The sequence below is a fragment of the Brevundimonas sp. genome (genome assembly GCF_965278935.1).
GTDB lineage: Bacteria > Pseudomonadota > Alphaproteobacteria > Caulobacterales > Caulobacteraceae > Brevundimonas.
In genome coordinates this window covers 2333518-2356781 of the sequence record NZ_OZ257124.1, presented here as the reverse complement: position 1 = coordinate 2356781, position 23264 = coordinate 2333518, and the positions used below count along the sequence as shown (strand labels likewise).

Below are 23264 nucleotides of genomic sequence, written 5' to 3'. Positions count from 1 at the left end.
GGATGCGGACTGCGCTCATCCTGACTGTGGTTGTCGCCGCTCTCGCCGCCTGCAAGCCGGCGCCCGAGAAGGCCGAGCCGACCCCGACGGAGATCGTCGCCGCTGACGCTCCTGTGTCCGACGCCGTGGCCCGGACGCCGGCCGTCCTGACGGCGGTGGATCTACGCCGCGTGTGCAAGGCCGGCCTCGCCGCCATCCACGGCCAGGACGTCGCGGCGATCGAACTGACCGGTATCGAGGGCGATGCGGTCAACGCACAATGGCGCGCGCCGGTCGACGGCGGCCTGATGAAGGCCCAGTGCCGCGCCGCCGACGGTCTGGTGGTGTGGAAGCCGCTCGACCTGCCCGACCCCGCCTCCGTGCGGTGGATGAATGAGTCCGGCGATCCGGTCGTTCGCTACGCCATGCGCGGCGACGAGATCGAGATCACCCAGACGTTGCCCGATGGCACGACGCAGGCGGCCACCGAGGTCGTCCGCGCTGAAGAAGAGGTCCGCTGATGCCCGTCGCCAAGGTCAACGGCGTCGATGTCGAGTTCGAGCCCGGCATGACCGTGCTTCAGGTCGCCGAGCGCGCCGGACACGAGATCCCGCGCTTCTGCTACCACGAGCGACTGTCGATCGCCGGCAACTGTCGCATGTGCCTGGTCGAGGTGAAGCCCGGACCGCCGAAGCCCCAGGCCTCGTGCGCGCTTCCGGCCGCCGAGGGCCAGATGATCTTCACCGACACGCCGATGGTGAAGAAGGCGCGCGAAGGGGTGATGGAGTTCCTGCTCATCAACCACCCGCTGGACTGCCCGATCTGCGACCAGGGCGGCGAGTGCGACCTGCAGGACCAGGCCATGGGCTACGGCCGCGACGGTTCCCGCTATGCGGAGAACAAGCGCGCGGTCGAAGAAAAGAACATGGGTCCGACCATCAAGACCTTCATGACGCGGTGCATCCAGTGCACCCGCTGCGTGCGGTTCGTGTCGGAAGTGGCGGGCGTGCCGGACATCGGCATGATTTCGCGCGGCGAGGACGCCGAGATCACCACCTATCTCGAACAGGCGGTGAACTCCGAGCTGTCGGGCAACGTCAACGACCTGTGCCCCGTCGGCGCCCTGACGCACCGTCCGTGGCAGTTCCACTATCGTCCGTGGGAGCTGAAGAAGACCGAGACCATCGACGTCATGGACGCCCTGGGCTCCAACATCTCGGCCCAGTCCAAGGGCGCCGAGGTGATGCGCATCCTGCCGCGCGTGCACGAGGGCATCAACGAGGAGTGGCTGTCGGACAAGAGCCGCTACGTCGTCGACGGCCTGCAGGCGCGTCGTCTGGACCGTCCTTACGTCCGTGAGAACGGCAAGCTGCGCGCCGCCTCGTGGGACGAGGCCCTGAACGTCGTCGCGTCGAAGCTGAAGGCCGCCTCTGCCGACAAGATCGGCGTCATCGTCGGCGACCTGCAGGACGCGGAATCGATGAAGGCGGCGCTGGACCTGTTCCGCGCCCTGGGCTCGAACAACACCGACTGCCGCCAGGACGGCTCGGCCATGGGCTATGGCCCGCGCGAAGGCTGGCTGTTCAACACCGGCCTGCAAGGGCTGGAAGAGGCCGACTCCATCCTGCTGGTGGGCGTCAATCCGCGCACCGAGGCGCCGCTGCTGAACCAGCGGATCCGCAAGAGCTGGCTGGCGGGCAAGACCCGCGTCGGCGTCATCGGCGACGCCGCCGACCTGACCTACGATTTCGACGTCGTCGGTCGCGGCGCGAAGACCCTGGCCAAGCTGCCGAAGGCCGCCTCCGATGCCCTGTCGAACGCCGAACGCCCGGCCATCGTGGTCGGCGCCGGCGCTCTGTCGGGCCCGGACGGCGCCAAGGTGCTGCAACACCTGGGCAAGCTGGCCGCCAAGGTCGGCGTCGTAAAGGACGGCTGGAACGGCTTCAACGTCCTGCACCACGCCGCCGCCCGCGTCGGCGGTCTGGACATGGGCTTCGTGCCTGCTGACGGCGGCCTGACGGCCCACGAGATGGTTCACAAGGGCGCGCTGGACGTCCTGTTCCTGCTCGGCGCCGACGAGATCGACACCGGCCCGTCCAGGGCCTTCAAGGTCTATCTGGGCAGCCACGGCGACCGCGGCGCGCACACCGCCGACGTCATCCTGCCGGGCGCCGCCTGGACCGAGAAGTCGGGCCTCTACGTCAACACCGAGGGTCGGGTTCAGATGGGCGAACGCGCCGTCTTCCCGAAGGGCGAGGCGAAAGAGGACTGGGCCATCCTGCGCGCCCTGTCGGAGCGCGTCGGCCAGACCCTGCCGTACGACACCCTGGATCAACTGCGGACCAAGCTGATGTCGGATCATCCGACGTTCGGTCGCATCGACTATCTGGCTCCGGCCGGATCGTTCGACGTCGCCAGCCTGGGTCAGAAGGGCGACGCCGGCGATGTCGGCTTCACCTCGGCCGTGGTCGATCCATACCTGAACAACCCGATCGCGCGCGCCAGCGCGACGATGGCCGAGCTCAGCGCCCAGCGCATGTCTCCGGCCCTGCTGGCGGCGGAGTAGACGCATGGAACCGAATTTCTGGACCACGCCCATCGGCTGGACCATCGCCACGACAGGCGCCGTGCTGCTCGTCACCGTCGGCGTCCTGATCTCGGTCGCCTTCCTGCTGCTGGCCGACCGCAAGATCTGGGCGGCGGTCATGATGCGGAAGGGCCCCAACGTCGTGGGTCCGTTTGGCCTGCTTCAGTCCTTCGCCGACATGATCAAGTTCGTGCTGAAGGAGATCGTGGTCCCCGCCGGTGCGGACAAGGTCGTCTTCCTGATGGCGCCGATCATCACAGTGATCATGGCCTTTATCACCTGGGCGGTCATTCCGTTCGCCCCGGGCTGGGTCATCTCGGACCTGAACGTCGGCATCCTCTACGTCTTCGCCATCAGCTCGCTGGGCGTCTACGGCATCATCATGGGCGGCTGGGCTTCGAACTCGAAGTACCCCTTCCTCGGCTCGCTGCGGTCCGCCGCGCAGATGGTGTCCTACGAGGTCTCGATCGGCCTTATCATCATCAACGTCATCCTGCTGGCCGGGACGATGAACCTGTCGGCCATCGTCACGTCGCAGCAAGGCTGGATCTGGAATTGGTACGTGTTCGGCGGCGGCGCCGACACCTGGCCGCTGATCCTCGTCCTGTTCCCGATGATGATCATGTTCTTCGTGTCAGCCCTGGCCGAGACCAACCGCCCGCCATTCGACCTGCCCGAGGCCGAGTCCGAACTCGTCGCCGGCTATCAGGTCGAGTACTCGTCGACGCCCTATCTGCTGTTCATGATGGGCGAGTACGTGAACATCATCTTCATGTGCGCGATGATCTCGATCCTGTTCTTCGGCGGCTGGAATCCCGGCTTCCCGATCGACTTCACCGCCGACTGGAACCCCTTCCTGGTCAACCTGCTGCTGTTCGGGGTGCTGTTCCTCAAGATCCTGTTCTGGTTCTTCATGTTCGCGATGGTGAAGACCTTCGTGCCCCGCTACCGCTACGATCAGCTGATGCGTCTGGGCTGGAAGATCTTCCTGCCGACCTCGCTGGTCGCCGTGGTCATCGTCTCGGCCTGGCGCGTCTTCGCGGTGGGGGGATGATCCGCATGTTCGCTATCGCCGTCACCGCCACGACTCTGGCCGGTTGCGCTTTCCCGGCGCCCTACGAAGACATGCCCAACTCGCCCTACCAGTGGCAGCGCCGCCAGGAGGGCATCGAGCGCCAGGAAGCGGAACGCGTTCGCCTGTGCGCCATCATGAACAAGGACACGGATCGCTATCGCCGCGACTGCACGCGTCCGGGAGACCCCGTCCGATGATCACCCGTATCGCCCAGGCCGCCAAAGGCGCGATGCTGATCGATCTGGTCGGCGCGTTCGGCCTGACCATGCGCGAGTTCTTCCGTCCCAAGAAGACGGTGAACTTCCCGTTCGAGCGCGGCCCGCAATCGCCGCGCTTCCGGGGCGAACACGCTCTGCGTCGCTATGCGAACGGCGAGGAACGCTGCATCGCCTGCAAGCTGTGCGAGGCCATCTGCCCGGCCCAGGCCATCACGATCGAGTCCGAACCCCGCTCGGACGGCAGTCGCCGCACGACCCGCTACGACATCGACATGGTCAAATGCATCTACTGCGGCCTGTGCCAGGAGGCCTGCCCGGTGGACGCCATCGTCGAGGGACCGAACTCCACGTTCGCGACCGAGACTCGCGAAGAACTCTACTACGACAAGGCCCGACTGCTCGATAACGGCGACCGCTGGGAACGGCAGATCGCGAAGAATCTGGAACTCGACGCACCCTATCGCTAAACGAAGCGCGCGAATCCCGACGGGATCGCCGCCCAACCGACTGAAAGGGGCATCGTCCCTCCCATGCTGCAAGGCATAGCGTTTTATCTGCTGGCGGCGACAGCCGTGGCGTCCGGCCTTCTGGTCGTGACGGCGCGCAATCCCGTGCACTCGGTCCTGTGGCTGATCCTGGCCTTCTTCTCGTCGGCGGGGCTGTTCGTCCTGCTGGGGGCGGAGTTCCTGGCCATGCTGCTGGTGGTCGTCTACGTCGGCGCCGTCGCGGTGCTGTTCCTGTTCGTGGTCATGATGCTGGACGTCGACTTCGTCCGTCTGCGCGAAGGGTATGCGACCTACCTGCCGCTGGCCGCCATCGTCGCGGGCATCCTGCTGGCCGAGATGATCATGATCTCGATCGTGGTGGTGCAGGGCGGCGCGGCCGCTGACGCCCTGGCTCCGACCGCCGCGACGCCGGACGCCTCCAACGTCGAGACCATCGGGCGGGTGCTCTATACGGACTACATCTACTTCTTCCAGGCGGCCGGGATCGTGCTGCTGATCGCCATGATCGGCGCCATCGTCCTGACCCTGCGCAAGCGGACCACCGTCCGTCGCCAGGATCCGGGCGCCCAGACCAACCGCGACCGCAAGACGTCGGTCGAGATCAAGGGCGTCGTCACCGGCGTCGGCGTCACCGGCGAGGAGCTGCGCTGATGGAAGTCGGGCTCCAACATTACCTGGCGGTGGCGGCGATGCTGTTCACCATCGGTGTCTTCGGCATCTTCGTGAACCGCAAGAACGTCATCATCATCCTGATGTCGGTCGAGCTGATCCTGCTGGCCGTAAACATCAATTTCGTCGCCTTCTCGGCCTATCTGCACGACGTGCAGGGGCAGATTATGGCGATGTTCGTCCTGACGGTCGCCGCCGCGGAGGCCGCCGTCGGCCTCGCCATTCTGGTGACCTTCTTCCGCAACCGCGGCGATATCGCGGTTGACGACGCCAGCGTCATGAAGGGCTGATCGTGTCTCTCGAACTGCTCGTCACACTCGGCGTCTTCGCCCCTCTGCTCGGCGCCGCGATCGCCGGCTTCTTCGGCCGCCGCATCGGCGACATTCCTTCGCAGACGGTCACGACCGGCCTGTTGTTCTTCTCGTGCGCCGTGGCCTGGACGGTGTTCAGCCAGTGGACCTGGGGGCATCTGGAGCCGTTCACGGTCGTCGTCTCGCCCTTCATCACGGTGGGCGATTTCCAGTCCAACTGGTCGATCCGCATCGACGCCCTGTCGGCGACCATGCTGGTCGTGGTGACGACGGTGTCGTCGCTCGTGCACCTGTATTCCTGGGGCTATATGGCCGAGGACGACAGCCGACCGCGCTTCTTCGCCTATCTGTCGCTGTTCACCTTCGCCATGCTGGCGCTGGTCACCGCCGCCGACTTCATGCAGCTGTTCTTCGGCTGGGAAGGGGTGGGGCTGGCCTCCTATCTGCTGATCGGTTTCTGGTTCAAGAAGCCGACCGCCTCGGCCGCCGCCATCAAGGCCTTCGTGGTCAACCGCGTCGGCGACTTCGGCTTCGCCCTGGGCATCATCACCGTCTTCTGGATGTTCGGCACGATCCAGTTCGCCGAGCTGTTCCCGATGATCGCGTCCAAGGCGGGCACGGGCTGGGAGTTCCTGGGCCACACCTGGTCGGCGCTCGATCTGGCCGGCGTGCTGCTGTTCATCGGCGCCATGGGCAAGTCGGCCCAGTTCTTCCTGCACACCTGGCTGCCCGACGCGATGGAAGGCCCGACGCCGGTTTCGGCCCTGATCCACGCGGCGACCATGGTCACCGCCGGCGTCTACATGGTCTGCCTGCTGAGCCCGATCTACGAGTATGCGCCCACGGCGTCGTTGCTGATCGCCATCACCGGCGCGGTCACGGCCCTGTTCGCCGCGACGGTCGGTCTGATGCAGAACGACATCAAGCGGGTCATCGCCTATTCGACCTGTTCGCAGCTAGGCTACATGTTCTTCGCGGCGGGCGTCGGCGTCTACGAATCCGCCATGTTCCACCTGTTCACCCACGCCTTCTTCAAGGCCCTGCTGTTCCTTGGCGCCGGGTCGGTGATCCACGGCATGCACCACGAGCAGGACATGCGGAAGATGGGCGGTCTGTGGAAGCTGCTGCCGGTCACCTATGGCGTGATGATGATCGGCACGATCGCCATCACGGGTCTCGGCATTCCGGAAATCGGCGGCTTCGCCGGCTTCTACTCCAAGGATTCGATCATCGAGAGCGCCTATGCGGCGGCGACCAGCGGTCACTCCGCGGCAGGCTATTTCGCCTTCGTCGTCGGCATCTTCGCGGCCTGCCTGACCAGCTACTATTCCTGGCGGCTGATCTTCATGACCTTCCACAACAAGCCCCAATGGACGGAAGAGGCGATGGCCGCGCACGCGCACGATCACGCCGACGATCACGCCTCGCATGCGCAGATCGAGACCCACTCCGAGCCTGACGAGCACGACGATCACGCCCACGACGATCATCACCACGGCCCGCTGCATCCGCACGAGAGCCCGCTGATCATGCTCGTGCCTCTGATCGCCCTGTCGGTCGGAGCCATCGCGGCCGGCTTCGTCTTCGCTCCGAGCTTCATCGGCCACCACGAGGCCGAGTTCTGGCGCGGCGCCATCTTCAGCGGCCCGACCAACCACGTCCTTCACGAGAGCCACGAGGTTCCGTTGTGGGTGAAGTGGGCGCCCTTGGTGGTGACCCTGCTCGGCGCCTTCATCGCCTTCTACTACTACGTCCTGCGCGAAGGGCTGGCGAAGCGGATGGCGGCCAGGGAGGGCCCGCTGTGGAGCTTCCTCTACAACAAGTGGTATTTCGACGAGATCTACGACTTCATCTTCGTGCGCGGCGCCAAGGGCCTTGGAGACCTGTTCTGGAAGATCGGGGACGTGAAGATCATCGACGGGCTGGGGCCGAACGGATTCGCTTGGGCGTCGCTGAAGTCCGCCGCGCGACTGGCCAAGATCCAGTCCGGCTATGTCTATCACTATGCGTTCGTGATGCTGCTCGGCGTGGCCGGTCTGCTCGCCTTCGCCATCTACGCCTGGGGCGCATAAGATGGGTGCGATCCCCAATATCCTGAGCGTGGTCACCTTCCTGCCGCTGGTCGGCGCGGGGCTGATCCTGCTCGCCAAGCTGCTGGCGAAGTCCAATGAGGACAACATCGCCCGCTGGGTCGCCATGGTCACCACGCTCGTGGTGCTGGCCGTCTCGACGGTGCTGGTGCTGCAATTCGACAGCTCGAACGCCGCCTATCAGTTCGTCGAGAACTACGTCTGGTTCGCGGGCGCGGGCTATCATCTTGGCGTCGACGGGGTCTCGATCCTGTTCGTCCTGCTGACGGCCTTCCTGATGCCGATCTGTGTGCTGGCCAGCTGGAAGTCGGTCGAGACGCGCGTCGGCGACTACATGATCGCCTTCCTGGTGCTGGAGACCCTGGTCATCGGCGTGTTCACGTCGCTGGACCTGTTCCTGTTCTACATCTTCTTCGAGGGCACCCTCGTTCCGATGTTCATCATCATCGGGGTGTGGGGCGGTCAGAACCGGATCTACGCGGCCTACAAGTTCTTCCTCTACACCTTGCTCGGGTCCGTCCTGATGCTGCTGGCCATGCTGTGGATGGCCAACGAGGCCGGCACGACGTCGATCCCGGCGCTCAAGGAATACGCCTTCGGTCCGCAGGCCCAATCGATCCTGTGGCTGGCCTTCTTCGCCTCCTTCGCGGTCAAGATGCCGATGTGGCCCGTCCACACCTGGCTGCCCGACGCCCACGTCCAGGCGCCCACGGCGGGTTCGGTCATCCTGGCAGGCATCCTGCTGAAGCTGGGCGGCTACGGCTTCATCCTGTTCAACGTGCCGATGTTCCCGGACGCGTCGGTGCTTTACCGGCCGCTGGTCTTCACCCTGTCGGTGATCGCCATTGCCTACACCTCGCTGGTCGCCTTCCGTCAGACGGATATCAAGAAGTTGATCGCCTATTCGTCGGTCGCCCACATGGGCTTCGTGACCATGGGGATTTTCGCCGGCAACGCCCAGGGCATGCAGGGCGCCGTCTTCCAGATGCTGAGCCACGGCCTGATCTCCGGCGCGCTCTTCCTTTGCGTCGGCGTCGTCTACGACCGGATGCACACCCGCGAGATCGCCTTCTACGGCGGGCTGACGAACCGGATGCCCTGGTACGCGGCCATCTTCCTGATGTTCACCATGGCCAACGTAGGCCTGCCGGGGACCTCGGGCTTCATCGGCGAGATCCTGACGATGACCGGCGTCTATCAGGCCTCGACCTGGGCCGCCTTCGTGGCCGCGACCGGCGTCATCCTGTCGGCGGTCTACGCCCTGACCTTGTACCGCAACGTCATGTTCGGCGAGATCACCAACCCGGCCCTGGCCACGATCAAGGATATCGACCTGCGCGAGCTGGTCCTCTTCGTTCCCCTGATCGTCGGCACCATCTGGCTGGGCGTGCAGCCGGACCTGGTCCTGAACTACACCGCAGCCTCCGTCGACGCCGTCGTCAACGGCTGGCAGCTCGCGACCGGCGGGTGAGAGAATAATGCCTGACCTGTCCTACGCCCTGAACCTCGCCGCCTCGGAGCTGACGCTCGCGATCGGCGCTCTCGTCCTGCTGATGCTCGGCGCCTTCATCGGCGAGAAGTCGGCGCGGCTGATCTCCATCCTGTCGGTGGCCCTGCTGGTCGCCGCTGCGGCCGTAGCCGCCACCGGCCCCCTTGGGCAGGCCTTCAACGGCGCCTATGTGGCCGACCCTCTGGCCATCTACGCCAAGGTCGCGATCTACCTGGCTTCGGCCTTCGCCGTCGTTCTTGGCGGCGGCTGGATGCAGCGGATGAACATCGCCCGCTTCGAGTTCCCGATCCTGATCGTCCTGGCCGCCGTCGGCATGGGGATGATGGTGTCGTCCGGCGACCTGATCTCGCTCTACGTCGGGGTCGAGCTGCACTCGCTCGCCCTCTACATCCTCGCCGCCTATCACCGCGACGACCTCAAGGCGTCGGAAGCGGGCCTGAAGTATTTCGTCCTCGGCGCCCTGTCGTCGGGCCTGCTGCTGTACGGCTCCAGCCTCATCTACGGCTTCGCCGGCTCGATGCGGTTCGAGGACATCGCCGCCTATTCCGCCGCCAACCCGGGCCCGGGCCTGATCTTCGGCCTGGTCTTCCTGATCTGCGGTCTGGCGTTCAAGGTCTCGGCCGCGCCGTTCCACATGTGGACGCCCGACGTCTATGAAGGCGCGCCGACGCCGGTCGTGGCTCTGTTCGCCACCGCACCGAAGATGGCGGCCATGGTCCTGTTCGCCCGCGTCCTGTCCGAAGGCTTCCTCGGCGCCCACGACCAGTGGGCCCAGGTCCTGATTCTCATCGCCCTGGCCAGCTTCGTGGTCGGCGCCTGGGGCGGTCTGGCCCAGAAGGATATCCAGCGGCTGCTGGCCTATTCGTCGATCGCCAACATCGGCTACGCCGTCCTCGGCATCGCCGCCGGCACCGAGCAGGGCCTGCAGGCCACGGTCACCTTCATGACCCTGTACATGGTCGACACCATGGGCTTCTTCGCCATCCTGTTGTCGCTGAGCCGGAACGGTCGCCCGATCCGCAAGATCGCCGACCTCGCGGGGCTGAAGAAGGACCGCCCGCTGACGGCCCTGGCCATCACCATCCTGTCGCTGTCGGTCCTGGGCATGCCGCCGTTCTCGGGCTTCTGGGGCAAGTACTATGTGTTCGGCGCCGCCGCCTCGGCCGGCTACTGGATGGTCGCCGCCGCGGGTCTGGTGGCCTCGGTCGTCGCCGCCTTCTACTATCTGCGCATCATCAAGCTGATGTGGTTCGACGCGGCGCCAGAGGGCACGGCGCCGACCGACAAGGCGCCGGTGGAGGCCCAGTGGATCGGCTGGGCCTGCGCGGCCTTCTCCTTCCCGCTGGTGATCGTCGGCCTGACCTGGCTCGAACCCCTGACCCGTATCGCGGCGACCGGTTTCGGAGCGGGGTAGGGCGGTGACGCCGCCCATCCACGTCCTCGACGAGATCGATTCCACCAATGCCGAGGCCCGCCGCCGGGCCGAGGGCGGCGATGTCGCGAGCCAGTGGATCGTCGCCCGTCGCCAATCCGCCGGGCGCGGACGACGGGGTCGAAATTGGGAAAGCGAAGGGGGAAATCTCTTCTGCACCCTGCTCCATTTGACCCAGAAATCTCCGGCCGAGGCCGCGCAGGTCACGTTCGTCGCGGCGCTCGCCGTCGCCGATCTGCTGGACGCCTTCGCGGTTCCGGGCGTGGTCTCGATCAAATGGCCGAATGACGTGATGATCGCGGGCGAAAAGGCGTCGGGCATCCTGATCGAGTCCGGCGTCCATGCGAACGGCTCCCTGTGGCTGGCCGTCGGCATCGGGGTGAACCTGGCCCATGCGCCCGAGGGGACCGAGCGGCGCGCGACCAGCCTCGCCGCACACCTGCGCTCCGACATCGCCTATCCGCCCGCCATCGACGCCGCCGCCACCGTCCTGGCCGAGGCCTTCACCGTCTGGCAGGCGCGCTGGGAGAGCCTCGGCTTCCAGCCGATCCTCGACGCCTGGACCGCGCGCACGAACGGCCTCGACGGCCCCTGCGTCGCCCGGCTGGGGCATGAGACCATCAACGGCGTCGCCGAGGGCGTGGCCCCGGACGGCGCCCTTCGCCTGCGCACCGCCGACGGGGCCCTGCGCCTCATCTCGGCGGGCGATGTCTTCTTTGGCGCCGACGCTCACGAGAGGGCCGCCTGATGCTTCTCGCCATCGAACAGGGCAACACCAACACGCTGTTTGCGGTCCATGACGGCGACAGCTGGATCGCCCAGTGGCGCACCGCCACCGAGGCTAGTCGCACGGCCGACGAATACGCCGTCTGGCTGACCCAGCTTCTGGCCATGCGGAAGATCGACCTGGCCTCCCTGACCGGCTGCATCATCTCCAGCGTCGTGCCGCAGTCGATCTTCAACCTGCGGAACCTCGCGCGCCGCTATCTGTCGGTGGAGCCGCTGGTGATCGGCGACAATGTCGAGCTCGGCATCCCGGTACGGATCAAGAAGCCGTCGGAGGCCGGCGCCGACCGGCTGGTCAACGCCATCGGCGCGCATCTGGTCTATCCGGGCGACCTGATCGTCATCGACAGCGGCACGGCCACGACGTTCGACGTCATCGCGGCCGACGGCGCCTTCGAGGGCGGGGCCATCGCGCCCGGCATCAACCTTTCCCTCCAGGCTCTGCATGAGGCGGCGGCCATGCTGCCGCGCATCGCCATCCAGAAGCCTGACACGGTGATCGGCAAGGACACCGTGTCCAACATGCAGTCCGGCGTCTTCTGGGGCTATGTCGGCCTCATCGAGGGCATGGTCTCACGCATCAAGGCGGAGTGGGGGAGACCCATGACCGTCGTGGGAACCGGCGGCGTCGCCTCCCTGTTTGAAGGCGCCACCGAAAGCATCGACCGGTTCGATCCGGACCTGACCATCCGCGGCCTGCTCGAAATCTGGCGCCGCAATACCCATCTGACGGATACATGACCCAAGCAAAACCAAACGACGAACTCGTCTTCCTGCCGCTCGGCGGCTCGGGCGAGGTCGGAATGAACCTCAACTGCTACGGCTACGGCCCCGAAGACAATCGTCAGTGGATGATCGTCGACGTCGGCGTGACCTTCGGCGACCTGTCGACGCCCGGCGTGGACATCATCGTGCCGGACCCGTCCTTCCTCGAGGGGGAGACTATCCGTGGCATCGTCCTGACCCACGCGCACGAGGATCACATCGGGGCCTTGCCCTGGCTGTGGAGCCGGATGAAGGCGCCGCTGTACGCCACGCCGTTCACCGCCTTCCTGATCCGCGAGAAGCTGCGCGACAACGGCGTCAAGGACGTCAAGATCATCGAGATCCCGATGGGCGGACATGTCGACCTCGGCCCGTTCCAGGTCGATTTCGTCACCATGACCCACTCGATCGCCGAGCCGAACGGCCTGAAGATCACCACGCCGCTCGGCACGGTCTTCCACACCGGCGACTGGAAGCTGGATCCGGCTCCGGTCATCGGCAAGCCGACCGACATCGCCACGATCACGAAGATGGGCGACGACGGCCTGCTGGCCATGGTCTGCGACTCGACCAACGTCTTCGTCGAGGGCGAGGCGGGTTCGGAAACCGAAGCCCAGGAAGGCCTGATCGAACTGATCGGCAGCCTCAAGAAGGGCCGCATCGCGGTCGGCTGTTTCGCCTCCAACGTCGCCCGCATGGTCAGCGTCATCAAGGCGGCGGACAAGGCCGGACGTCGTGTGGCCCTGGCCGGCCGGTCGATGCACCGCATCACCGCCGCCGCCCGCCACGTCGGCCTGTTCAACGACAGCCAGCGCATCCTGACCGAGGACGAGGCCCGTCACTGGCCCGCCGACGAGATCCTTTACCTCTGCACCGGCAGCCAGGGCGAGGATCGCGCGGCCCTGTCGCGCGTCGCCGACGGGTCGCACCCCTTCATCAAGCTGGGGCTGGGCGATCACTGCATCTTCTCGTCGCGGGTCATTCCGGGCAACGAACTGGCCATCGCCAACCTGCAGGACCGGATGGCCGACCGCGGCGTGCGCCTCTACACCGAGAAGGACCACCCCGGCATCCACGTCTCCGGCCACCCCTGCCGCGACGAGATGAAACAGATGTACGCCTGGGCTCGCCCGCGCATCTCGGTCCCGACCCACGGCATGCGTCGCCACCTGATGGAGCACGCCGCCTTCGCGCGTGATCTGGGCGTCGAGGAGACGGTGACGCCGCGCAACGGCGATCTGGTCCGTCTGGCCCCCGGCAAGGCCGTGATCATCGACGAGGTGCCGAACGGCCGCCTCTACGTCGATGGCGGCATGGTGGTGACGGAGAAGGGCGAGGCCCTGCGCGAGCGTCGCCACGCCTCGACCAACGGCGTGCTGGTCGTCAGTTTCGCCATGGACAAGCGCGGCAAGATCGTCAGCGATATCGACGTGCGTGCCATCGGCCTGCCGGGCGACGAGGTCACGCCTCTGGGCGACGCCCTCGACGACCTGGCCGAGCGTGTCGAACAGGTCGTCGGCTCGCTGAAGGGCGAGGCGCGTGACGACGACGATGTGGTCGAACAGGCCGTGGCGCGGGTGCTGAAGAAGGCCTCGCAACAGATCTGGGACCGCCGCCCGATCGTCGAGACGGTCATTCTGAGGCTCTAGTCCGATGCGGCGCCCTTCGTTCGATTCCTTTCGGGACAGAGGGCGCCGCTTCAAGCACCGCGTCCGCAACGCCCGCCATTCGCTTTCGGGCTGGCGGAAGTGGGCGGTGATCACGGGGCAGGGGCTGGCGGGCTTCGTCGTCCTGTTCCTCGCGACCAATCTCGTGCTGAGCCTGTCGACCTTCCGGGGCGAGAATCCGGCGTCGCGCACCGCGCACGAACTCGGCGTCCTGTGGTTCTCGACCACGGGCGACACGCCGACCTCGGATCAGGCCTTCCGCGTCGTCCACGGCGGAGAGGTTGGCGACAATCCGACCGCCGCCGACATCCGCGCCCATTTCGAGCAGGCGTCCGAGGGCGGCACCTTCCTGCTCGATCAGGTCATGGTCGACCGGATGCAGGCGATCAACGGACGGATCGACAGTCGGGTCATGCCGCCCGGCGTCTACGTCGGCGCCCATGCGCTGGGACCGGACAATGCGCCCCTCGTGTGGGTGACCAAATGGATGGGCCAGTATCTGCTGTTTCCCCGCCACGCCTACATCCTCGTGGTCCCGGCTCAGGGCGAGGCGATCGCGTTTTCGGCAAGCCAGGAGGGCAAGTTCCCCGGCTTCACCGACCGCCCTGACCGGCTGTCGGCGCGGATCAGCCCCTACACCGACGCGGCCTACGATTTCCCGAGTTCGGGCGAGGCGCTGCACGAGATGACGATCGTCAGTCGCGACCCCGCCGTGGTCGCCACTGCTCCTGCCGCGCTCGATCTCGCGCGGCGCCGGCTGGAGGCCGAGAACCTGACCTATGGTCTGCTGGCGCCCAACTCCAACACCGTGGTCGGCTGTATCCTGGAGGGGGCGGGACTGATGCCGGCCGAGGTGCGACGATCGACCCTGCTGGCCTTGCGGGCGCCCGGCATGGGCGCGGCTTGCCCGCCGCCGGGCGAGGGGCCATAGCGGGCGCATGATCGGCAGACTCAATCACATCGGCGTCGCCACGCCCTCCATCAAGACCAGCGTCGCCCTCTACCGCGACATGCTTGGCGCTGCCTCGGCCGGGGAGCCGTTCGACCTGCCGGCCCAGGGCGTGCGCGTCTGTTTCATCGACCTGCCCAACAGCCAGATCGAACTGATCGAGCCGCTGGGCGAGGACAGCCCGATCCACGGCTTCCTCGCGAAGAACCCCAAGGGCGGCCAGCATCACGTCTGTTTCGAGGTCGAGGACATCCTGATCGCCCGCGACGCGATGCGGGCCAAGGGCGCGACCCTGCTCGGCACGGGCGAACCCCGCATCGGCGCCCACGGAACGCCCATCCTGTTCCTGCATCCGAAGGACATGGGCGGGGTTCTGGTCGAACTGATGGAAACTCCGAAGGAGGCGCACTGACATGCCGATCGGCCCGATCACCATGTTCGCCATCTACGTCGTCGTCTGGTGGACGGTGCTGTTCGTCGTCCTGCCGCTGGGCACGTCGAGCGAGACGCACGAGCCCCCGACCGACGGCAGCCAGTGGGGCGCGCCGAAGACGCCGAACCTGAAGCGCAAATTCATCACCACCACCTGGGTGTCGTTCCTGGTGTGGCTGTTCGTGATGTGGCTGGTCTTCATCGGCTGGATGCCGCTGCCGAACCTCGCGCCGCCGGTTCCCTGATCGCGACCCTGGCCGCCTAGCTTTCGCCCCTCTGTCCCGGCTAAAGCTTTCCACCCCTGACGCCTTCCGAATCCGAGACGCCCATGCGCCTGTCGCGCTATTTCCTGCCCACGCTGAAAGAGGCGCCGTCCGACGCCCAGATCGTCTCGCACCAGCTGATGCTGCGCGCCGGGATGATCAAACAGGAGGCCGCCGGCATTTACGCCTGGCTGCCGCTGGGCCTGCGCGTTCTGAACCGCATCGAGCAGATCGTACGCGAGGAGCAGGAGCGGGCGGGGGCGGTCGAACTGCTGATGCCGACCCTGCAACTGGCCGACCTGTGGCGCGAGTCGGGCCGCTACGACGCCTATGGCCCCGAGATGCTGCGCATCACCGACCGGCATGAACGCGAGCTGCTGTACGGGCCCACCAACGAGGAGATGATCACCGACATCTTCCGGGGGTTCGTGAAGTCCTACAAAGCCCTGCCGCTGAACCTCTTCCACATCCAGTGGAAGTTCCGCGACGAGCGCCGTCCGCGCTTCGGCGTCATGCGCGGGCGCGAGTTCCTGATGAAGGACGCGTACAGCTTCGACATCGACGAGGCCTCCGCCCGTCGCGCCTACAACCGCATGTTCGTGGCCTATCTGAACACCTTCGCGCGGATGGGTCTGAAGGCCGTGCCGATGCGCGCCGACACCGGCCCGATCGGCGGCGACCTGAGCCACGAGTTCATCGTCCTGGCCGACACGGGCGAGAGCCAGGTGTTCTGCGACAAGGCCCTGGTCGAGATGCCGGCGCCCGGTCCCGACGTCGACTGGAACGATCTGCAAGCCATCGTGGACGGCCGCACCTCGCTCTACGCAGCGACCGAGGAAATGCACGACGCCGCCCAGTTCGAAAGCCAGACGGCGGAAAGCGACCGCCTGACCGCGCGCGGGATCGAGGTCGGCCACATCTTCTACTTCGGCACCAAATACTCGGCCCCCATGAAGGCGAAGGTCGCCGGACCGGACGGTCAGGACACCGAGGTCCATATGGGCAGCTACGGCGTCGGGGTGTCGCGTCTGCTGGGCGCCATCATCGAGGCCAGCCATGACGACGCCGGCATCATCTGGCCCGACGCCGTGGCCCCGTTCGACGTCGTTGTCATCAACCTGCGCGCCAACGATCCGTCGGTCTGCGAGGCCTGCGAGGCGGCGGTCGACGCTCTGGAGAAGGCCGGCAAGTCGGTCCTCTACGACGACACCGACGAGCGTCCGGGCGGGAAGTTCGCCACCGCCGACCTGATCGGCATTCCGTGGCAGCTGACCATCGGTCCGAAGGGCGTGGCGGAGGGCGTCGTCGAACTCAAGCGCCGCGCCACCGGCGAGAAATCGACTGTGGCCCTCGACGCCGCTCTGGAGGCCATCGGTTGACGACGACGACGGTCACGCCCCCGCCCAAGCCTGCCGGCCCCTTCTCCGCCTGGGAGATCGGCCTGGCGCTCCGCTACCTGCGCGCCAAGCGCAAGGAGGGCGGGGTCGCGACCATCGCCATCATCTCCTTCATCGGCATCATGCTGGCCGTCGCCGTGCTGATCAGCGTGATGAGCATCATGGCCGGGTTCCGCAACGAGCTGCTCGGCCGGATGCTGAGCTTCAACGGCCATATGTACGTCCAGGGCGAGGTGCTGAACGCGCCGAACCGCGACGCCATCGTCGATCGCCTGCGCGGCGTCGAGGGCGTGATCAGCGTCACCCCCCTGACCGAGTCCCAGGCCATCATCCGCGCCGGCGGCCAGACGACCGGCGCCTTCGTGCGCGGCATCGCCCCCGCCGACCTCGATACCATGCAGTACGTCAACGCCAGCCTGTCGGACCAGGCCCGCGCCAGCTTCGGCCAGGGCGCATACGGCGGTGACAACGTCCTGATCGGTCAGGCTCTGGCCGACGCGCTGGGCCTGCGCGTCGGCGATCCGATCGAGCTCTATTCGCCGACCGGGGCGGACTCGGCCTTCGGCAATCTCGGCGGGCTGAACAAGACCTACACCGTCGGCGGCACCTATTCGTCGGGCACCGCCGACTACGACCGCGCCTTCATTTTCATGCCGCTCGAACAGGCCCAGCTCTTCTTCGGCAAGGAGGGCGTCTGGGACGTCATCGAGATGAAGGTGCAGGACCCGGATCGCGTCGGCGAATACCTCGCGCCCGTGCGTGAAGCCGCCGGGCCGGGCGGCTTCGTCGTCGACTGGCGCGACAAGCTGGCCGCCTTCTGGGGCGCGCTGAAGGTCGAGCGGGTGGCCATGAGCATCATCCTCGGCCTCGTCGTCGCCATCGCCGCCATGAACATCATCTCCGGCATCGTCATGCTGGTGAAGAACAAGGGCCGCGACATCGCCATCCTGCGGACCATCGGGGCCAGCCCGTCGTCGATCCTGCGCGTCTTCTTCATGGCCGGGGCGACCATCGGCGTGGCGGGGACGCTGGCGGGTCTGACGCTGGGCCTCTTGTTCTGCCTGAACATCGGCGCGATCCAGCACTTCCTCGAGGCCGTCACCGGGGTCCAGCTGTTCAACGCCGACGTCTATATGCTCGACGCCATCCCGGCCGAGGTCGATCCCGTCGATGTCATGTGGGTCGCCTTCTGGTCCCTGCTGATGAGCTGTTTCGCCAGCCTGCCTCCGTCGTGGAATGCGTCGCGGATCGATCCGGTGGAGGCCCTGCGCTATGAATAGCCCGGTCCTTTCCCTGCGCGGCGTGACCCGCACCTACGAGACCGCCCAGGGCGGCCTGACGGTGCTGAAAGGCGTCGATCTGGACATCATGCCCGGCGAACTGGTCGGGCTGATCGGTCCGTCCGGTTCGGGCAAGTCGTCACTGCTGCATGCCGCCGGCCTGCTGGAACGCCCCACCTCGGGCGAGGTCCGCATCGACGGCGAGGATGTGGGCCAGCTCGACGAGCGCGCCCGCACCCGCCTGCGCCTCAGCCGCGTCGGCTTCGTCTACCAGTTCCACCACCTGCTGCCGGAGTTCGACGCGCGCGACAACGTCGCCCTGCCGATGCGCATCGCCGGCTATTCGCTGGATCAGGCGCGCGCCCGTGCCGAAGAGGCGTTGAGCGCGCTCGGTCTGGCCGAACGCACCCTGCACCAGCCGGCCCAGATGTCGGGCGGAGAGCAACAGCGCGTCGCCCTGGCTCGCGCCTTGGCCAACAGGCCGCGCCTGCTGCTGGCCGACGAACCGACCGGCAACCTCGATCCGGCCACCAGCCAGACCGTGTTCGAGGCCCTGCAGAAACTGGTCAAGGACACCGGCGTCGCCGCCCTGATCGCCACCCACAACATGGAGCTGGCCGGCCATATGGACCGCGTCTTCGCCCTGAAGGACGGCCATCTGGAAGAACGTCAGGCCGAGAGCCGCGAATACTGAGAGACCGGGCATGAACACCGAAGACGTCCTGAACGAGTTCCGCGCCGCCGGCGCCCTGCGCGAAGGCCATTTCGTGCTGTCGTCGGGCCTGCACAGCCCTGTCTTCCTGCAGAAGAACCTAGTCTTCATGGACGGCGCCCGCTGCGAGCGGCTGTGCAAGGCCTTGGCCGAGAAGATCGTCGCCACGGTCGGACCCGTCGACGTCGCCATTTCCCCGGCCGTCGGGGGCATCATCCCCGGCTATGAGACGGCGAAACACCTGAACGTGCGCTCCATGTACGTCGAGCGCGAGGGCGGTTCGTTCAAACTGCGTCGTGGCTTCCACGTCGAGCCCGGCGAGAAGGTCGTCATGGTCGAGGACATCGTCACCACGGGCCTGTCGAGCCGCGAGTGCATCGCCGCCATTCAGGCCGCAGGCGGCACGGTGGTCGCCGCCGCCTGCATCGTCGACCGTTCGGGCGGCAAGGCTGATGTCGGCGTGCCGCTGGTGGCCCTGGCGTCGCTGGACGTGCCCGCATACCCCGCCGACGCCCTTCCGCCCGAACTGGCGGCGATCCCGGTCGAGGATCCGGGCAGCCGGCGGTTGTCGAAGTGAAGCGCCCGCCCGTCCGCCTTGGGGTTAATATCGACCATGTCGCGACGGTCCGGAATGCGCGCGGCGGCGTCCATCCCGACCCGGTCCGCGCCGCCGAGGAAGCGATCGGCGCCGGCGCGGACGGCATCACCGCCCACCTGCGCGAAGACAGGCGTCATATCGGCGACGCCGACATCGAGGCCCTGACCGCACTCTGCGAGACCGCCGGCAAGCCGCTGAACTTCGAGATGGCCGTGACCGACGAGATGCTGGCCATCGCCCTGCGTCACCGGCCGCACGCCGCCTGCCTGGTGCCCGAGCGACGCGAGGAGGTGACGACCGAGGGCGGGCTGGCCGTCGCTGGCCACGAGGCGCGCATCGCTCCTGTCGTGAAGGCCCTGTCGGACGCCGGCATCCGCGTCAGCCTGTTCATCGAGCCGTCGCAGGCGCAGGTCGAGGCCGCCGCCGCCGTCGGCGCCCAGGTCGTGGAGTTCCACACCGGTCGCTACTGTCATCTGCCGGCGGGCGAACGGGGCGTGGAGTTCGATCGCCTCGCCGCCGCCTGCGCCCAGGCCGACATCCTCGGGCTGGAGGTTCATGCCGGCCACGGCCTGGACTACGACACGGCCGCCGAGGTTCTGGCCATCCCCGAGATCCGCGAGCTCAACATCGGCCATTTCCTGATTGGGGAAGCGGTCTTCGTCGGCCTCGCCGCCGCCATCCGCCGGATGCGTGGGGCGATGGAAGCGGCCCAATGATCATCGGCATCGGCGCGGACCTGTCGGACATCCGGCGCATCCAGGCGTCGATCGATCGCTTCGGCGACCGCTTCAAGACCCGCTGCTTCACAGAGATCGAACGCACCCGCTCGGAGCGCAAGCCCGACGCCGCCTGGAGCTACGCCAAGCGGTTCGCGGCCAAGGAGGCCTGCGCCAAGGCCCTGGGCACCGGCATGCGCCGCGACGTCTACTGGAAGGACATGGGGGTGGTGAACCTGCGCTCCGGCCAGCCGACCCTGGCCCTGACCGGACCGGCGGCGGAGCACCTGAAACGCCTGACGCCGGCGGGCCACACCCCGCACATTCATCTTACGCTTTCGGACGAACACCCCTACGCACTCGCCTTCGTGGTGATCGAAGCCTTGCCGACGGCGTAATCGGGCTATACCGCTGCGCGGATACGAGCCGCGTTCGGCGGCCGGGGACGAGCTTTCACACGATGAGCGACAACAAGCCCGAAGACGGCGAGAAGCCCGTGGTCGACACGACGGACGCGGAATCGTCGTCAGTCGTCAGCCATGACGTCTCGCCCGACGATGTGGACCTGACCCCGGCCGAGCCCGATGTCGAGGGCGCGGGTGAAGTCGACGCCGCCGAAGCCGCCTTCGCCGCCTCTGAAACCGGTCTGCCGGTCGAGGCCGATAGCGAAGTCGCCGATCCGTCCGCGCCCGTCGAGGCCATGCCAATTGCGGCTGCTGCGGCCGCCGCCTCCCGCCCGATCTGGAGCGACGCCGGCGACGCCCCCTTCGACGACCGCAAGGTCAAGATGCCCGGGCCCGCCAAGGTCCGCGTCAGGGACGACGACGATGACGGCGGTTCGGCCGTCTCGGAGACGCTGGAAATCGTCAAGACGGTGGTCGTGGCCCTGGCCATCGCCTTCGTCCTGCGCGTCCTGCTGTTCCAGCCCTTCACCATCCCGTCGGCCTCGATGGAGCCCAACCTCTACGAGGGCGACTATATCGTCGTGTCCAAGTGGGCCTACGGCTATTCGAAATTCTCGTCGGGCCTGCCGATCAACCTGCCGCTGGGCGACGACCGGCTGTTCGGCCGCGCGCCGAACCGGGGCGACATCGTCGTCTTCAAACTGCCGCGCGACGACAAGACCGACTACATCAAGCGCGTGATCGGCCTGCCGGGCGACACGATCCAGATGATCGAGAACAAGCTCTACATCAACGGCCAGCCGGTTCAGGACGTCGTCGTCAGCGCCGGAGAGGTCAACGACATCTTCGGCCCGCGCCCCGTCACCGAGGTCCGCGAGACCCTGCCCAACGGCAAGACCTTCATGACCCAGGACTTCGGCCCCGGCGGCGATCTGGACGACACCCCCGTCTACTCGGTTCCGGCCGGCCATTATTTCATGATGGGCGACAACCGCGACAACTCGATCGACAGCCGCGTGGAGGAATCCGCAGGCGTGGGTCTGGTCCCGGACGAGAACCTGGTCGGCAAGGCCGAGATCATCATGTTCTCGTGGGAGCCGGGCGCGTCGCTGTTCAACCCTGTCAGCTGGTTCGCCAACGTCCGGCCCAGCCGCTTCTTCCGCGTCCTCGACTGATGGCGAATGCACGGGCCGAGGCGGTGACCGCGCTGGTCGATCGCATCGGCCATGTCTTCCGCGATCCCGCTCTTCTGGAGCGGGCGCTGACCCATTCCAGCGTCGGAGAGGGGGCCGACAAGGCCGCCGGAAAGCCCGCGCGCCACAACGAACGCCTCGAGTTCCTCGGCGACCGCGTCCTTGGCCTTCTGGTCGCCCGGCGCCTGCACGAGGACTATCCGTCCGCTGACGAGGGCGAACTGTCGTCGCGGCTGCACGCCCTCGTCGACAAGCACGCCTGCGGGCGGGTCGGCGAACGCCTTAAGGTCGGCGAAGCCCTGCGCCTGTCGCCCGGCGAGACCAGATCGGGAGGCCGTCGCAAGGAGGGGGTCGTCGCCGACGCCGTGGAGGCCCTGCTGGCCGCCGTCTTCCTCGACGGAGGGCTCGACGCCGCCCGGGCCATGTTCGACCGCGCCTGGGCCGAGGAACTGGCGACGCCGGCCCCGCGCGCCCTGAACAATCCCAAGTCCGCTCTGCAGGAGTGGGCGCAAGGGGCGGGCCGTCCCCTGCCGACCTACCGCGTCGTGGGTCAGACCGGCTCCGACCACGCCCCGACCTTCACGGTCGAGGTTTCAATCGAGGGCGTCGAACCCTTGACCGCTACCGGACGTTCGCGTCAGGACGCGGAGAAAGCGGCCGCCATGGCCATGCTCCAACGTGAAGGCGTGATTTGACCGATACCAACCCCCAGCAGAACCGCGCAGGCTTCGCCGCCATCATCGGCGCGCCGAACGCCGGCAAGTCGACGCTGGTGAACCGTCTGACGGGGTCCAAGGTCTCCATCGTCACCCAGAAGGTCCAGACGACCCGCTTTCCCGTGCGCGGTATCGCCATCCAGGGCGACGCCCAGATCGTGCTGGTCGACACGCCCGGCATTTTCACCCCGCGCCGTCGCCTCGACCGGGCCATGGTCGCCTCCGCCTGGGGCGGGGCCCAGGACGCCGACGTCGTCGTCCACCTGATCGACGCGGCCTCTCACATCGCCTCGGAAGGCAAGGACGGCACCGGCGCCGACCGCAAGTCCGCCGAGGACACCGAAACCATCATCGCCAATTTGAAGTCCACCGGGACCAAGGTCATCCTGGTGCTCAACAAGATCGACGGCATGCGTCGCGACACGCTGCTGGCCCTGTCGCATAACCTGTTCGAAACCGGCGTCTATTCAGAGGTCTATATGATCTCGGCCCTGTCGGGCGACGGTGTCGACGACCTGAAGTCGCGTCTGGCCCTCGGGATGCCGGAGGGGCCGTGGCTCTATCCGGAAGACCAGTCCGCCGACGTGCCGATCCGCGTCCTGGCTGCCGAGATCACGCGCGAGAAGGTCTATCTCCGGGTCCACGAGGAACTGCCCTATTCGGCGGCCGTGGAGACCACCGCTTTCGACGAGAAGGCCGACGGTTCGGCCCGCATCGAACAGACCATCTACGTCGAGCGCGAGAGCCAGCGGCCCATCGTTCTGGGCAAGGGCGGCCAGACCCTGAAATGGATCGGCCAGAAGTCGCGCGAGGAACTGACCGAACTGCTGGACCGCCCGGTCCACCTGTTCATCACGGTCAAGGTCGATCCGAAATGGCAGGACAGCCGCGCGCTGTATGCCCAGTTCGGTCTGGACTTCAACGCCTGAGCCAAACTCGCTGCTCGCGCGGATGTGACCGCGTGAACGCCGGTCCGGGGTGACGAATCGTCCTCAGGCGTTACCAAGCC

At 66.9% G+C, this 23264-nt stretch carries 25 protein-coding genes; all 25 read left to right on the top strand.

The window, feature by feature from the left end:
• The first annotated feature begins 2 nt into the window (after positions 1-2).
• Entirely contained in the window at positions 3-500 is a 498-nt protein-coding gene (locus tag ACQY68_RS11905) for a hypothetical protein (RefSeq protein ID WP_428149641.1), read from the top strand.
• Positions 500-2545, top strand: coding sequence for an NADH-quinone oxidoreductase subunit NuoG (gene nuoG / locus ACQY68_RS11900; RefSeq protein WP_428149640.1), 2046 nt, complete (start codon positions 500-502; stop codon positions 2543-2545). Before ACQY68_RS11905 ends, nuoG begins: the two co-directional genes overlap by 1 nt.
• A 4-nt stretch (positions 2546-2549) precedes the next feature.
• Complete coding sequence (gene nuoH, locus ACQY68_RS11895; RefSeq protein WP_428149639.1) at positions 2550-3620, top strand: NADH-quinone oxidoreductase subunit NuoH; 1071 nt, start codon at positions 2550-2552, stop codon at positions 3618-3620.
• A gap of 5 nt (positions 3621-3625) precedes the next feature.
• Positions 3626-3838: a hypothetical protein gene (locus tag ACQY68_RS11890; RefSeq protein WP_428149638.1), complete on the top strand. Its 213-nt coding sequence runs from the start codon at positions 3626-3628 to the stop codon at positions 3836-3838.
• A complete protein-coding gene (nuoI, locus tag ACQY68_RS11885) occupies positions 3835-4326 on the top strand; it encodes an NADH-quinone oxidoreductase subunit NuoI (protein WP_428149637.1) in 492 nt (163 codons plus the stop codon). Before ACQY68_RS11890 ends, nuoI begins: the two co-directional genes overlap by 4 nt.
• 63 nt (positions 4327-4389) lie before the next feature.
• On the top strand, positions 4390-5016 hold the full coding sequence (locus ACQY68_RS11880; RefSeq protein WP_428149636.1) for an NADH-quinone oxidoreductase subunit J: 627 nt from the start codon (positions 4390-4392) through the stop codon (positions 5014-5016).
• A complete protein-coding gene (nuoK, locus tag ACQY68_RS11875) occupies positions 5016-5324 on the top strand; it encodes an NADH-quinone oxidoreductase subunit NuoK (RefSeq protein ID WP_428149635.1) in 309 nt (102 codons plus the stop codon). Before ACQY68_RS11880 ends, nuoK begins: the two co-directional genes overlap by 1 nt.
• A 2-nt stretch (positions 5325-5326) precedes the next feature.
• Complete coding sequence (gene nuoL / locus ACQY68_RS11870; RefSeq protein ID WP_428149634.1) at positions 5327-7417, top strand: NADH-quinone oxidoreductase subunit L; 2091 nt, start codon at positions 5327-5329, stop codon at positions 7415-7417.
• 1 nt (position 7418) lies between these two features.
• Positions 7419-8906 (top strand): NADH-quinone oxidoreductase subunit M, encoded by a 1488-nt coding sequence (locus ACQY68_RS11865; RefSeq protein ID WP_428149633.1) that lies wholly within the window; start codon positions 7419-7421, stop codon positions 8904-8906.
• Between the two features lie 7 nt (positions 8907-8913).
• The gene (gene nuoN / locus ACQY68_RS11860) at positions 8914-10359 is read left to right on the top strand and encodes an NADH-quinone oxidoreductase subunit NuoN (protein ID WP_428149632.1); all 1446 of its coding nucleotides are present in this window, start codon (positions 8914-8916) and stop codon (positions 10357-10359) included.
• A 4-nt stretch (positions 10360-10363) separates the two neighbouring features.
• Positions 10364-11125: a biotin--[acetyl-CoA-carboxylase] ligase gene (locus ACQY68_RS11855; RefSeq protein WP_428149631.1), complete on the top strand. Its 762-nt coding sequence runs from the start codon at positions 10364-10366 to the stop codon at positions 11123-11125.
• Positions 11122-11904, top strand: coding sequence for a type III pantothenate kinase (locus ACQY68_RS11850; RefSeq protein WP_428152653.1), 783 nt, complete (start codon positions 11122-11124; stop codon positions 11902-11904). The genes ACQY68_RS11855 and ACQY68_RS11850 overlap by 4 nt, the downstream gene beginning before the upstream one ends.
• Positions 11901-13577, top strand: a complete 1677-nt coding sequence (locus ACQY68_RS11845; RefSeq protein ID WP_428149630.1) for a ribonuclease J — start codon at positions 11901-11903, stop codon at positions 13575-13577. Before ACQY68_RS11850 ends, ACQY68_RS11845 begins: the two co-directional genes overlap by 4 nt.
• Positions 13578-13683: 106 nt before the next feature.
• Positions 13684-14526, top strand: coding sequence for a hypothetical protein (locus ACQY68_RS11840; protein WP_428149629.1), 843 nt, complete (start codon positions 13684-13686; stop codon positions 14524-14526).
• A gap of 7 nt (positions 14527-14533) precedes the next feature.
• Entirely contained in the window at positions 14534-14956 is a 423-nt protein-coding gene (gene mce / locus ACQY68_RS11835) for a methylmalonyl-CoA epimerase (RefSeq protein ID WP_428149628.1), read from the top strand.
• A 1-nt stretch (position 14957) separates the two neighbouring features.
• Positions 14958-15221, top strand: a complete 264-nt coding sequence (locus ACQY68_RS11830; RefSeq protein ID WP_428149627.1) for a DUF1467 family protein — start codon at positions 14958-14960, stop codon at positions 15219-15221.
• 83 nt (positions 15222-15304) lie between these two features.
• A complete protein-coding gene (gene proS, locus ACQY68_RS11825) occupies positions 15305-16618 on the top strand; it encodes a proline--tRNA ligase (RefSeq protein WP_428149626.1) in 1314 nt (437 codons plus the stop codon).
• Positions 16615-17916: a lipoprotein-releasing ABC transporter permease subunit gene (locus ACQY68_RS11820; RefSeq protein ID WP_428149625.1), complete on the top strand. Its 1302-nt coding sequence runs from the start codon at positions 16615-16617 to the stop codon at positions 17914-17916. The genes proS and ACQY68_RS11820 overlap by 4 nt, the downstream gene beginning before the upstream one ends.
• Positions 17909-18610, top strand: a complete 702-nt coding sequence (locus ACQY68_RS11815) for an ABC transporter ATP-binding protein (RefSeq protein ID WP_428149624.1) — start codon at positions 17909-17911, stop codon at positions 18608-18610. Before ACQY68_RS11820 ends, ACQY68_RS11815 begins: the two co-directional genes overlap by 8 nt.
• A 10-nt stretch (positions 18611-18620) precedes the next feature.
• Positions 18621-19205: an orotate phosphoribosyltransferase gene (gene pyrE, locus ACQY68_RS11810; RefSeq protein ID WP_428149623.1), complete on the top strand. Its 585-nt coding sequence runs from the start codon at positions 18621-18623 to the stop codon at positions 19203-19205.
• Entirely contained in the window at positions 19202-19942 is a 741-nt protein-coding gene (locus tag ACQY68_RS11805; RefSeq protein WP_428149622.1) for a pyridoxine 5'-phosphate synthase, read from the top strand. The genes pyrE and ACQY68_RS11805 overlap by 4 nt, the downstream gene beginning before the upstream one ends.
• On the top strand, positions 19939-20340 hold the full coding sequence (gene acpS / locus ACQY68_RS11800; RefSeq protein WP_428149621.1) for a holo-ACP synthase: 402 nt from the start codon (positions 19939-19941) through the stop codon (positions 20338-20340). Before ACQY68_RS11805 ends, acpS begins: the two co-directional genes overlap by 4 nt.
• Before the next feature lie 389 nt (positions 20341-20729).
• The gene (gene lepB, locus ACQY68_RS11795; RefSeq protein WP_428152652.1) at positions 20730-21521 is read left to right on the top strand and encodes a signal peptidase I; all 792 of its coding nucleotides are present in this window, start codon (positions 20730-20732) and stop codon (positions 21519-21521) included.
• Entirely contained in the window at positions 21521-22234 is a 714-nt protein-coding gene (gene rnc, locus ACQY68_RS11790; protein ID WP_428149620.1) for a ribonuclease III, read from the top strand. The genes lepB and rnc overlap by 1 nt, the downstream gene beginning before the upstream one ends.
• A complete protein-coding gene (gene era / locus ACQY68_RS11785; protein WP_428149619.1) occupies positions 22231-23184 on the top strand; it encodes a GTPase Era in 954 nt (317 codons plus the stop codon). The genes rnc and era overlap by 4 nt, the downstream gene beginning before the upstream one ends.
• Positions 23185-23264: the final 80 nt, after the last annotated feature.